We start from the raw sequence: 12,646 nt of genomic DNA on the forward strand, positions 1-12,646 counted from the left end.
GGTATTAAGGGTGTCTGTCAGCTTACTGACCGACGGAAGAAACAATGCGAACCTGCTTATCATCAGGAATTTCCTGATACGACAACACGTGCAAGCCATTCACTGCATTCTTTAAGAATCTCGACAATACCGGGCGTAACATGCCCGACGTTAATAACACCGCGGGCTCGCCCGCCAGTTCCTGCTGCTGACCAGCCTGTTGCAGCGACTGTTGCAAACGTTCAGCCAGACCGGGTTCTATACCGGCGCCATCATCCCCACCCGCTTGTAGTGACTGATGCAGCATTTGTTCTAGTTCCGGAGCCAGGGTAATTACCGGCAACTCGGCGCCACCGCTGTTTATCTCCTGTACAATCAGACGCTTCAGGGCGATCCGCACAGCTGACACTAAAACGTCAGGATCCTGACTCTTCGGTGCATACTCGGTGAGCGTTTGCACAATGGTGCGCATATCACGGATAGGCACGCCTTCGTATAACAGGGTTTGCAGCACTTTCACTACCGTTGCCAGCGACACCAGATCGGGGATCAGGCCTTCAACCAGTTTCGGATTATGCTTGGCCAGCATATCCATCAGTTGCTGTACTTCTTCAAAGCCAAGCAACTGGTAGGCATTATTGGTTAATAACTGGCTTAAATGGGTGGCGATAACGGTTGCCGCATCCACAACGGTATAACCCAGAGTTTGCGCATGCTCTCGTTGGGCAGGCTTAATCCAGACGGCATCCAGGCCAAACGCCGGGTCACGGGTAGCGCGACCTTCCAGTTTACCAAACACCTGACCGGGGTTAATGGCCAGCTCTTCGTCGTGGCTGACTTCAGCATCTCCGATCGTCACGCCCAGCATGGAGATGTTGTAAGCATTAGGGTCCAGGTCAAGATTATCGCGAATATGAACCGGTGGGATCAAAAAGCCCAGTTCCTGAGAAAGCTTCTTCCGCACGCCTTTAATCCGGGTCAGTAATTCGCCGCCCTGGGTTTTATCCACCAGCGGAATTAAACGGTAACCCACTTCCAGACCAATGGTGTCGACATGCTGTACGTCATCCCAACCCAGTTCTTTAATCTCAGCCGGCACATTATCTTCACTGTTATTGGTGACCACCGGAGTCGGCGGTTGCTCAGCCTTACGTTTTTCGGCATAGGTCTGATAATAAGCATAGCCGCCGGCCAACGCTGAGAAGGTCAGAAAAGCCAGATGTGGCATGCCCGGTACAATGCCCATAACAAACAGGATGCCAGAAGAAATATACAGCGCTTTTTTGTTACCCAGTTGCGTGGTAATTTCGCTGCCCATTTCCTGACTTTCATTTTCACGCGTCACAATAATGGCGGTAGCCACCGACAGCAGCAAGGAAGGTATTTGCGCCACCAGGCCGTCACCGATGGTCAGTATGGTGTACACCTCCAGCGCGTTGCTGAATGACAGGTCGTGTTGGATCATCCCAATAAACAGGCCACCGACGATATTGATCATCATAATGAACAAACCGGCAACGGCATCGCCTTTAACAAATTTTGACGCACCGTCCATAGAGCCGTAAAAGTCGGCTTCAGCCGTGATGTCTTCACGACGGCGGCGCGCTTCGTCCTGATCGATATAACCGGCATTTAAATCAGCATCAATGGCCATTTGCTTACCCGGCATCGCGTCAAGGGTAAAACGCGCGCCCACTTCGGAAATACGCCCGGCCCCAGCGGTAACTACTTTGAAGTTAATAATCAATAAGATAGCGAATACTACGACACCCACTGCGTAGTTACCGCCGATCACCACCTCACCAAAGGCTTCAATAACTTTACCGGCCGCATCGCCGCCTTCGTGGCCATAAAGCAATACCACCCGGGTAGAAGCAACATTCAGCGCAAGACGTAAAACCGTAGCAATTAGCAGTACCAGCGGGAAAATACCGAAATCCACCGGCCGGTTGGTCAGTACCGCAACCAGAATAATGACCAGTGAAAGCGCAATATTGAAGCTGAATAAAATGTCGAGCAGAATCGGCGGCATGGGCAGGATCACCATGCCCATAATGGCCAGCAGAACCAAAGGTACGCCTAAGCCCTGGCTCAATTGCTGAAGCCGGGATTTATCAACACGCTGTAGATATTCTGTTAACACCATAACGAGACGTTCTCAATAACCGATTTTTGACACTAAAGGTCGCTTACAGGGACTACTTCAATCCCCGTGCCAGCTTTTAGACTGTCTCGTTCAAGTGCTCGAATTATCACCAGCGGTGTGGTTTATGACTTAGAAGCCGGCATGACCGGCCTTAAGTCTGGGTTCAGTAAGGGCTAGTAACGCATATCAGGCGGAATGGGCAGATTACGATTGAGTGGTTTGGGTCGTTTGGCTTTACCGGCCTTGTATTTCTTAAGCTGGAAAACATAGGCCAGTACCTGGGCCACTGCCATAAACAGCTTGTGCGGAATTTCCTCATCCACTTCGGTAGTGTAATAAATCGCCCGGGTCAGCATCGGAGAAGGAATTAACGGCACATCATGGGCGGTGGCAATTTTTCGGATATGCATTGCCAGTTCATCGGATCCCTTGGCAATAACAACAGGAGCGCGCAAGCCGTGCTCGTCATATTTCAGCGCTACAGAGTAATGGGTCGGGTTGGTAACGACCACATCCGCCTTGGGCACTTCCTGCATCATTCGACGGGCAGCGGCCTGATATTGCAGTTTACGGATCCGCCCTTTTACCTGCGGATCACCTTCTGAGTTTTTGCGCTCATCCTTAACCTGCTGCTTGGTCATTTTCATTTGTTCATTGTGCTTATAAGACTGGTAAGGCACATCAAACAGCGCAATGGGGATCATCCCCAGGGTCAGCAGAAAAAACGCCCACTCAATCATATCCAGGGCATGGAAAATATTCAGCGGGTAGATTTCCTGATCCAGGTGCAGCGCCTCATCCTGAAATAAAGACAGCGCGAAAAGGGCCATGGCGCCTATGACTATAAATTTGGCGAAGGCTTTTAACAGCTCTACCAGCCCGTTCACCCCAAACATCCGCTTAATGCCGCTTAACGGGTTTAGCTTGGAGAATCTTGGCGCCGCAGAATACCAGGTAAAGTTATAGCCGCCGAGCGCAATAGAGCCATAAATACCGGCAATCATAGTTACCAGCATAAACGAGATCACCGGCGTACTGACTTCAGTAATAGCAACCCCCCAGGCGGAAAACATATGGGTAGGATCGTAGGTTTCGTCCCGCGAAAGGGTGAACATCCTACTGGCGATAGCAAACAGCGCATCGGCAATAAAACTGCCAAATAACAACAGCATCAGACTGCTTGCCACCAGCACCAACGTAGTCGACAGCTCTTTAGAACGCGCAATTTGCCCTTTGCTGCGGGCATCCTGGAGTCGTTTCCCCGTGGGGTCTTCTGTTTTTTCTGATGAATCCGCCATGGTCGCTCAGCCTTATCAGCTCGGACAAATCAATAGCAGCTCACACATAAACTGTTGAGCCCGTTGCCATTGATTAGCAAAGTGAGTGGAAAAATTATCCAGCGTTAACCAGATAATGATTAAGCCCATAATCTGCGCTATGGAAAAACCAATACTGAAGATGTTGAGCTGTGGTGCGGCCTTGGTCATTACGCCAAATGCCAGATTAACTATCAGCAGCGAAATAATCGGGGCCAGCGCCAGGGTTAGCGCTGCAACAAACATCCAGCCGGCCCAGTGAGCAATATCGCGCAGTTGTTCCGCCGCAAACCAGGCTTCGCCAATGGGAAAAGCCTGAAAACTCATGACGATCATTCTGATCATGGCCAGGTGTCCGTCCATCCCCCAGAATAAAAGCGTGGCGAGAATAAGGTAAAACTGACCTACCGCCGGGACGTTTATGCCATTTACCGGATCAACAATACTGGCAAACCCTAAACCGGTTTGCATCGCAATGACCTGGCCCGCCAGCACAAACGTGTTCAGTACCATCATCGACAAAAAGCCCACGGCTATGCCAATCAACAGTTGCTGGATACCTATTACGAAAGTGCCTAAATCAACCAGTTGGGTAATGGGTGTGGGCGGTACTACCGGCATGATCACCAGTGTCATTAAAATGGCCAGCAGTGCTTTGAGTTGCGGCGGTATGGATTTGGCACTCAGGCCTACCATAGCGGCAAACATCCCGCTGATGCGCATAAATGGCAGCATTAAATCAGCCAGAAACTGATTCACCGCAGCCAGTTCGACTTCCATTTAGCCCACCACCTGTGGAATTTGCTCAACCATATGAAAGGTAAAGTCCATCAGCTTCTGAACCAGCCAGTTACCGCCCCAGCTAAGCGCCAGAAGCGTTACAATTAAGCGCGGCAGGAAACTCATGGTTTGTTCGTTAATTGACGTAGCCGCCTGAAATACCGCGACCACCAACCCCACAATCATGCTGGGCACAATCACCGCCGATACCAGCAGGATAACCATAAACATGGACTCCCGCAGAATTTCAACAAAAACCTCTGGGCTCATGGCGTTACACTCCCATTCCGAAACTGGTGGCCAGGGTGCCAAAAATCAGATTCCAGCCATCTACCAGCACAAATAACATTAGCTTAAAAGGCAGCGACACGATCATCGGTGATAGCATCATCATCCCCATCGCCATCAGAATTGATGCGACCACCAGGTCAATAATCAAAAACGGTATAAACAGCATAAAACCAATCTGAAAGGCCGTTTTTAATTCACTGGTTACAAACGCCGGAATAAGAATATTCAGCGGCACATCGGTTGGATCGGCGTACTTATCTTCTTCGCCGGCAATCGACACGAAGGTTTCTAAATCTTTAACCCGGGTTTGCGATAACATAAAGGCCCGCATAGGTCCTTTGGCCTGTTCAAAAGCCTCCATGGAAGTCATTTCTTCCTCGAGATAAGGCTGTAAGGCGCGAACATTAATTTCATCGAAAACCGGCGTCATAATGAATAACGACAAAAACAGGCTGACACCTACCAGGATCTGGTTGGACGGTGACTGCTGCAATCCGATAGCCTGACGCAAAATTGACAGCACCACGATAATCCGCGTAAACGAGGTCATCATCATGACAAATGCCGGGATCAGACTCAGCGCCGTCATGATAAACAGCGCCTGCAGGGTCATGGTGTAATCCTGAGTACCGTCGCCGTTGTTAGTTACGGTAACTGCGGGAATACCTTGCTGTGCAATAGCCGGCAGCGACAACATCAGGCCGCCCAACACAATCATGACAATCACTTTCATTTTATTTGTCATCGTTGTGTTCCTTCATTGCCGGATTCATTTTTTGCGCCATGGCCTGCACCAGTTTCTGTTTAAAAGCGGCGCCACCACCACTGCTACCCGTTCCGCTGACAGATTCAAGGGGATGTTCAAGTTTACTGAGATGGTTGATGTTTTGTGCAGTCACGCCTATCAGGTGCTGTTCATCGCCTACCTGCAATACCATCACCCGTTCGCGGGTACCGGCTGATAAGCTGGCAACGACTTTTAACTGGCCGGAACTGCCGGGAGTGACATTAAACCGACGCATGACATAAGCAAGGGAAAAAATAATCGCCACAATCAGCAGCAATGATAGAAAAATTGACAGTACTGAGCTGGGATTGGTGATGGAATTGGCGGCCTGCGCCTCAGCACAATACAGGGTTGAAACCAGGGAGACAAAGCATCCCCCTGTTTTGAAAGGAAATTTACCTGAGCTTTTTGATTCTCTCGATTTGACTAATAACATCCGTTAACCGAATCCCGAACTTGTCGTTGACCACTACTACTTCTCCATGAGCAATCAGCGTGCCATTTACAAGAACATCTAACGGTTCACCTGCTACCCGGTCGAGTTCGACTACCGAGCCCTGGTTTAATTGCAGCAGGTTACGGATACTGATCTGGCTGCGGCCGACTTCCATGGAAATCGTCACCGGGATGTCCAGTATCGTATCGAGTTTCTTTTTCTCTTCCTGGGTGATGGGCGCGTCATCAGACAGTTCGTCAAGTTCAGCTACGCGGACGCCTTCGTCACCCCCTTCGCCTTCGGATTCAGCATCGGCCTGTTCAGCCATGGCTGCAGCCCAATCGTCCATACCGTCTTCTTCACTCATGATCTCGCCTCTTATTACTTAACTTGACTTGCGATTATAAATCTTCTTCTAACACCTGCAGCTCAGCATCGTTATCAATGATGCGGCCACCACGGGTGAGTAACTGTAACTCAGACTTCACGGAGGTGGGTCTGGGTATCTTCTCGGCAATCTTCAATGCCAGGTTTTCTCTGGACCGTCCGAGTTTTGCCCGGAAGGTCGGTAAATCCTCAATCAGCACCGTAATATGCTCGGGCATTTCGATTGGAATAATGTCACCGGGTTTGAAGTTCATGACATCCCGTAACGATACTTCAAAGTCCAGCATGTGCGTGCTCAGTTCCACATGCACATCCATGATCTCGTCCCGCAGCGCTTTACTCCAGCGCAGGTCGGTGTCTTCCTTGTCACTTTGTACACCAGCATCGAGTAATTCCCGAATCGGCTCCAACATGGAATAAGGCAATGAAACGTGGAAATCACCACCGCCGCCGTCCAGCTCAATATGAAACGAACTGATCACCACCACTTCCGTGGGACTGACAATATTGGCCATGGCCGGGTTAACTTCCGAGTCAAGGTACTCAAATGACACGTCCATTACCGGTGCCCAGGCTTCTTTATAGTCTTCAAAGATGATCTTCAGCAGCATCTGAATGATCCGACGCTCGGTTGGCGTAAATTCGCGCCCTTCAATTTTGGCGTGGTAGCGACCATCCCCCCCAAAGAAGTTATCGACCAGAATAAACACCAGGCGGGCTTCCATAGTAATCAGGCCAGTGCCTTTTAAGGGTCTGAAACGCACCATATTCAGGCTGGTGGGAACAAACAGAGTATGAATGTACTCACCGAACTTTATCATCTGGATGCCGTTTATCGACACTTCAGCGCTGCGGCGCATCATATTAAACAGGCTGACCCGTAAATGGCGGGCAAATCGTTCATTCACAATTTCCAGGGTCGGCATACGGCCACGAACGATACGATCCTGAGATGAAAAGTCATACTCGAGCGCCGATGAGTCGCCCGGCTCATGGGTGACTTCTTCTTCCTCGACGTCATCTACCCCGTGGAGTAGTGCATCAATTTCATCTTGTGATAATAAATCGCTCACAGCGAACTCCTGCTATTGCATAACAAAGTCGGTAAACAGTACCCGTTCAACCACTTCACCACCGGCAATGTCTTTCAGCGCGTTCTGCACCGCTTCCAGAGCATTGTCTCTTAGTTCAATTTTACCCGGTTCCGTAACCAGATCGTCAGCGTTACTGGCGCTGAAGGTTTGCAGCAAGGTCCCTTCGATTAAAGGAATATGCGTTTTAGCCTTCTCTTCGTTATCGGTACCGCGCACCATTAACTGAACCTTAATCTGTACCAGCCTGTCACGCCCGGAGCCTGGCACGTTAAATACGATTGGTCGCGGCATCGCTACATACAGCGCAGTACCAACACTGGCATTGGCATCCGGCACGGCCGCCACCTGACCACCACCCTCGGCTGCCAGTTCTTCTGCAGCTGTGGGCTCATCACCACCGGCAAACAAGAAGAAATAGGCTGCACCACCACCGCCAATCAGCACGACGGCAATAATGATAATCAGCATCAGCTTGCTTTTCTTACCACCGGTTTCTTCAATCTGTAACTCTTCTTCAGCCATTCTCTAACCACTCTCACCAACACAAATTAGGCGTATTATGTCTGCTCACCAGTAAATGGCAACGGCAAACCACAGCTTTTCATTAAACATAGTCGTCAATCAGGCCGTTTGCAGGTCTGACAACATGGGTTTCCTGACTTTTAGCCTCGTCTTCACCCGACTCATTAAAGCCGCCGCCGGGTTGGTCGGCAAATTCTCCATCGCCGGCTTCGCCACTGTTTTGCTGACTGACAAATGACTCACCTAAATTCAACCCCTGCTCCGAAAACATATCCCTTAGCCGTGGCATCGCCTCGTTGAGTGCTTCTTTTGCCTGCTGCGACTGCACCACAAAGCTTACTGAAGCGCTATCGCCGGATACATTCAGGCGGATCTGCATGCTGCCCATTTCCGGCGGATCAAGGCGAATCTCAGCCATCGACTGGCGGCCATTTACCATCCAGCGGATCTTTTCAGCGATTTGCTGTTGGCCCTGGGTCTGCTGCACATTCACCGGTTTATCAAACACCGATTGTTGCTGCATGGACTTGAGGCTATCGCCATGCTGCTGGCGCGTTTCGTGAACCAGGACATCCCTGGCAACGGTAACCAGTTCGTTCAGTTGCTGTTCCTGCCCCTGACTCATGCCGGCCATGGATGCCAGTTGGGTCAGTTGCTGAACATCCTGCATCACCGGCAGCACGATGTTCTGAGTGCTTTGCGGCGCGATATCCTGTGCCACTTGTTGTACTAAAGCGGCTAAATCAAGACCCGGTTGATGGCCTTGCTTTAATTGCGAGCGCATTTCTTCAAGGCCAGTGGTTAGCTGACTGCGCATCTGACTGAGCTGCGTGTCTGTGAGGGCCGGGTTGGCCTTACTGGCACTGTCGGTTATCACCTGAGCCAGTTCCTGTAAGGTTTTATCGGTACTGTCGCTGAGTATCGCAGCCAAACCGTCCATGTCTGTCACTTTCGTAGCTGCACTTTCGGTAGCGGGTTTCGTCTCGGCTTTGCCAGTGTCTGCGCCTTGCTCAACCTGACGCATCAGGCTTACCAACAGTGTAGCCTGATGCACTAACGCTTCATCCGTTGCCTCGGCCACGACCACCGGCTCTTCAGCCAGTTGCACGTTTGCGGCGACTATGTCAGATAACAAGCCCGGTTCACTGCCAGACTCAGCCTCGCCCGGGCTGGTGTCAGCGGATGTGCTGCGGCGTTCATTGGGTAATCCCTGCAGCAGTGCCATGGCCAGTGCCACCAGATTTTCTTCTGTCAGTTGCGCTTCATCCACTGGCTTTTCTGCTGTTGGCACTTCAACGGGGGTTATCTCTGCCATGGCCAGCTTTGCCAATGCCGACGGGCCGGCCTCGTCCACAGTTGAGCTTTCTTGCGGTTCAGCCCCCGCTTTAATTTGTTTTACCAGGGTGAGCAAGTCAGATAACACCTGCTCAGCCCCACGCATTTGTTGTAGCGGTGATGCCTGTATATCGGTCGGCAAGTCTGCTGGCAAAATGCTATTCAACCAGTCCTGTAATTGAGCTAATACATCGCCGTCTATGGGTTTGCCTATTTCTGTTGGCAACATGCTGATAATGTCTTCAGCACTGACCTCTTCTTCAGAGGATGCAGATTTATCGCTGGCCGGGGATAATTTATCCTGTAAGGCTCGCACCGCATCTACCAGCGCCAGATAATCGGGTTCTCCTTCGCCCTGAGTGGCTGTATTGCCCCCCAGTAACAAAGCTATGTCGGCAAATTCACTGTCTGGCAAAGCGATGTTATCGGTGTGCGCTGGCACCGTTTGGCTGGCAGAAACCTGAGCCTCGGCCTCCGCCGCCTGTTTTTCGCCGCCCTCGGCCACTTTGTCCGGCATGGCGTTTGACTCGCCTTTGAGATTCTCTTGTGGCCCCGCGGCTTTCTCTGCTTTCGGGGGAAGCGCTGCGTGTTCATCAGTGGCTGGCTTCGCGGCCGGGGTGTCATTGTCCTCAGCGGGGGCAGACTCTTTGGGGTTTTTGCTTTTTACCTTAGCGATTTCTTCCTCGCCACGCTGACGGTCCAGTACATCCTGGAAGGTACTGGTTACCGAGGTGTCCTTGGTCGGCTTTACCGGGACTGACTGACCGGACTCAACCGGTAATACTGACTCTCTGGTTTGAGCCTGATCACGGACGGCAGCGCTTTCCGGCAATGTTTCCGGGAAGGCGGCAATTTGTGATCGTTGCGTGGCAAGCTGTTGCATCATAACCGAGTCCTCAATACCTAACTGCTTGAATTTGATGTGTTGTTACATCAGTATTAGTCGCTTCAGTAAAGAAATTGCAAAGAGTGTTCCACTTTTTTGACAGGAGCTGTTCAGGAGATCGAGCGGCGCAGTAACCGTTGCGTTGCCAGCTCATCCATCATCTGCTGTTCAATACGGTTATCAATAACCTGCAGAGTCTGGTCTTTCTTTTCAATGAGCTTTTCCACGGCCTGCCGACGGCGTTGTTGTGCCAGCCATTGGGTGCGACGTTGATCGGCGGCCATTTTACACTGGCCAATCACGTGGCCCTGCTGCTCACAGGCTTTATCCAGTTTAGCCACAAAAGACAGGCGTTGCTGATAGTGGTGAGCCTTTACGCCGCCACTGCCTTCCTGTTGAAGCTGGCGCACATAATCCATCCGGTACTGTTGTAAGCTGGTCAGTTTGGCGCGCTGTTGCTGATGGTAATCCTGCGCCAGTCGAAAGGCGTTTAAGGCCTTTTTTTCCTTTTCCAGTTCCATCCTGAGAACCGTGGCAAGTTGCTCCAGCGAGCGGGTGACATCTGTTCGGGCCATCAGATTTACCCTTTACCTAAGCCGCCAGCCAGCTTACTCATGGCTTCAAGACTCTCATCATAGGGCGTACTCTGTTTCATGCCTTGTTGCAGCAAGGCTTTGATGGCTGGCTCGGCATTAATGGCTAGGTCAACCCGGGCATCAGTACCGCGGGTGTAAGCGCCAAGTGTAATAAGGTCACGGTTTTGCTGATAAGTTGAATACACCTGACGGATTCGACGGGCCTCAAACAAATGCTCTTCACTGACAACCTGCGGCATGACCCGGCTGATAGAAGCCTCTATGTCTATCGCCGGATAATGGCCACTCTCGGCCAGCGCACGAGACAGCACAATGTGACCGTCAAGAATGGCCCGTGCCGAGTCTGCAATAGGATCCTGCAGGTCATCGCCTTCCGTTAAGACCGTATAAAAAGCGGTAATTGACCCCTGATTTTCACCGCCGTTCCCCGCCCGCTCTACGAGTGCAGGTAAGCGGGCAAACACCGAAGGCGGATAGCCTTTTGTTGCCGGCGGTTCGCCTACCGCCAGGGCGATTTCCCGCTGTGCCATAGCATAACGGGTCAGGGAATCGATTAATAAAAGGACATTCATGCCCTGGTCACGAAAATATTCGGCAATGGTAACGGCCGTTTCACACCCTTTTAAACGCATTAACGGCGACGTATCGGCTGGAGCTGCCACGACTACCGCGCGCTGACGTTCATCTTCGGTGAGAATATCGTGAATAAATTCTTTTACTTCACGGCCCCGTTCACCCACCAGACCAACCACCACGACATCTGCCTTCGCACCGCGGGTCATCATGCCTAACAGCACACTTTTACCCACACCACTACCGGCAAATAATCCCATGCGCTGCCCTACGCCGACAGTAGTAATAGCATTAATGGCACGCACGCCTACGTCCATGGGTTCGGCAATAGTGCGTCGAGCCAGCGGGTTGATAGGCGGTTTCGTTGTAGGCACCCGTTCGGTAGCCTCAATGGGACCCAGTCCATCCAGTGGCTGCCCATTGCCATCTACCACGCGGCCAAGCATTCCCAGTCCGACGGCCAGACCACTGTCACGGTTAAGTGGCAATACCCGCGAGCCGGGTACAATCCCGCGCACCGCTTCAGTGGGCATTAAATAAGTGATGTGATCGCCAAATCCCACCACCTCAGCTTCAATTTCGCCATCGATGGTTTGGACCATGCACTGACTTCCGACGGGTAATTGACATCCCACCGCCTCGAGGGTCAGGCCAATGCCCCGGACCAGCTTACCGGCCGCCACCACCGGTGGCGAGGGCACCTGTTTCTGGAGTTGTTGCAGATGAGATAGCAGGCTAACTGTCATCAGATAAGCCCTGCTCCAGCAGGAATTTATCAAGCACATTGCGGCTGCGCCGTTCAATGGAGAGATCCACCGCATTGTGTTGGGTAACAATGTCGCAGCCACCGCGTTCAAGACCCGGAGTATCTATCAACGTCCAGCCACGCTCTTTGATAATGTCGGCACCAAAATGCGCCTGCACCAGCGCGATATCCTCGGGGTGCATATGGATACTGTAATGGTTTTCCTCAACAGGCAGTGCTTTAAGCCCTTCACTGAGTGCCTGCAGAATAATGTCTTCGTTGGTTCTGACTTCGGTTCTGACCACGGCGCGGGCCAGCGCCACGGCCAGCTTAACCACTTCTTTGCGAACCTGTTCATCCACCTTGCTTAATGGCGCATGGAGCTGGGCTACCAGCGACTCCCATAGTTCGGTTTGCTGAGTAATTTGGGCCTGACCTTGCTCAAGACCCTGCTCAAGTCCGGCCTGATGGCCACTGGCCAGTCCTTCCTCATGCCCTTCAGCCTGACCTTCGGCTTTGCCTTCATCGTAACCGGTTTGCTTGCCTTCGCCATACCCCTCTTCATAGGCAGCCTGGCGAATGGCTTCTATTTCCTCGGCGGTAGGCGGCTTAATTTCTTCCGGCTCTTCCGGCGGTTCATATTTCCAGTCACTGCGGCGATTGAGCGCATTGGTTTTGCCGTCGTCAATGGTGTCCTGCTCATCCACATGTGGAAGATCCCAACCCTTGGCGTCTTCAAGCTCGGCAACCGAAAATGATTTATAGGATTTCAT

Annotated in this window: 13 protein-coding genes; all 13 read right to left on the reverse strand. The window is 51.6% G+C overall.

The window, feature by feature from the left end; translation table 11 throughout:
* Nucleotides 1–22: 22 nt before the first annotated feature.
* The 13 genes from flhA to fliH all read right to left on the reverse strand — a co-directional run bounded on the left by flhA (nucleotide 23) and on the right by fliH (nucleotide 12,646).
* Complete coding sequence (gene flhA / locus AC27IB_RS00105; protein ID WP_487118023.1) at nucleotides 23–2,125, reverse strand: flagellar biosynthesis protein FlhA; 2,103 nt, start codon at nucleotides 2,123–2,125, stop codon at nucleotides 23–25.
* Between the two features lie 173 nt (nucleotides 2,126–2,298).
* Nucleotides 2,299–3,423: a flagellar biosynthesis protein FlhB gene (gene flhB, locus AC27IB_RS00110; protein ID WP_487118025.1), complete on the reverse strand. Its 1,125-nt coding sequence runs from the start codon at nucleotides 3,421–3,423 to the stop codon at nucleotides 2,299–2,301.
* 15 nt (nucleotides 3,424–3,438) lie between these two features.
* Nucleotides 3,439–4,221: a flagellar biosynthetic protein FliR gene (fliR, locus tag AC27IB_RS00115; protein WP_487118027.1), complete on the reverse strand. Its 783-nt coding sequence runs from the start codon at nucleotides 4,219–4,221 to the stop codon at nucleotides 3,439–3,441.
* The gene (fliQ, locus tag AC27IB_RS00120; protein WP_123326540.1) at nucleotides 4,222–4,491 is read right to left on the reverse strand and encodes a flagellar biosynthesis protein FliQ; all 270 of its coding nucleotides are present in this window, start codon (nucleotides 4,489–4,491) and stop codon (nucleotides 4,222–4,224) included.
* Nucleotides 4,492–4,495: 4 nt separating this feature from the next.
* Nucleotides 4,496–5,245: a flagellar type III secretion system pore protein FliP gene (gene fliP / locus AC27IB_RS00125; protein WP_487118462.1), complete on the reverse strand. Its 750-nt coding sequence runs from the start codon at nucleotides 5,243–5,245 to the stop codon at nucleotides 4,496–4,498.
* A 1-nt stretch (nucleotide 5,246) separates the two neighbouring features.
* Nucleotides 5,247–5,735 carry a flagellar biosynthetic protein FliO gene (fliO, locus tag AC27IB_RS00130; RefSeq protein WP_487118029.1) on the reverse strand — a complete coding sequence of 163 codons (489 nt, stop codon included), beginning with the start codon at nucleotides 5,733–5,735 and terminating at the stop codon, nucleotides 5,247–5,249.
* Complete coding sequence (gene fliN, locus AC27IB_RS00135; RefSeq protein ID WP_487118031.1) at nucleotides 5,695–6,102, reverse strand: flagellar motor switch protein FliN; 408 nt, start codon at nucleotides 6,100–6,102, stop codon at nucleotides 5,695–5,697. Before fliN ends, fliO begins: the two co-directional genes overlap by 41 nt.
* A 34-nt stretch (nucleotides 6,103–6,136) precedes the next feature.
* Complete coding sequence (gene fliM / locus AC27IB_RS00140; RefSeq protein WP_296046604.1) at nucleotides 6,137–7,195, reverse strand: flagellar motor switch protein FliM; 1,059 nt, start codon at nucleotides 7,193–7,195, stop codon at nucleotides 6,137–6,139.
* Nucleotides 7,196–7,207: 12 nt separating this feature from the next.
* Nucleotides 7,208–7,738 (reverse strand): flagellar basal body-associated protein FliL, encoded by a 531-nt coding sequence (gene fliL, locus AC27IB_RS00145; protein WP_296046602.1) that lies wholly within the window; start codon nucleotides 7,736–7,738, stop codon nucleotides 7,208–7,210.
* Between the two features lie 82 nt (nucleotides 7,739–7,820).
* The gene (locus AC27IB_RS00150) at nucleotides 7,821–9,959 is read right to left on the reverse strand and encodes a flagellar hook-length control protein FliK (RefSeq protein ID WP_487118034.1); all 2,139 of its coding nucleotides are present in this window, start codon (nucleotides 9,957–9,959) and stop codon (nucleotides 7,821–7,823) included.
* A gap of 110 nt (nucleotides 9,960–10,069) precedes the next feature.
* On the reverse strand, nucleotides 10,070–10,534 hold the full coding sequence (gene fliJ / locus AC27IB_RS00155; RefSeq protein WP_487118036.1) for a flagellar export protein FliJ: 465 nt from the start codon (nucleotides 10,532–10,534) through the stop codon (nucleotides 10,070–10,072).
* Nucleotides 10,535–10,539: 5 nt separating this feature from the next.
* Nucleotides 10,540–11,874 (reverse strand): flagellar protein export ATPase FliI, encoded by a 1,335-nt coding sequence (fliI, locus tag AC27IB_RS00160; protein WP_487118038.1) that lies wholly within the window; start codon nucleotides 11,872–11,874, stop codon nucleotides 10,540–10,542.
* Nucleotides 11,864–12,646: a flagellar assembly protein FliH gene (gene fliH / locus AC27IB_RS00165; protein WP_487118040.1), complete on the reverse strand. Its 783-nt coding sequence runs from the start codon at nucleotides 12,644–12,646 to the stop codon at nucleotides 11,864–11,866. The genes fliI and fliH overlap by 11 nt, the downstream gene beginning before the upstream one ends.

The sequence above is a fragment of the Alteromonas sp. 4NH20-0104 genome (genome assembly GCF_057547795.1).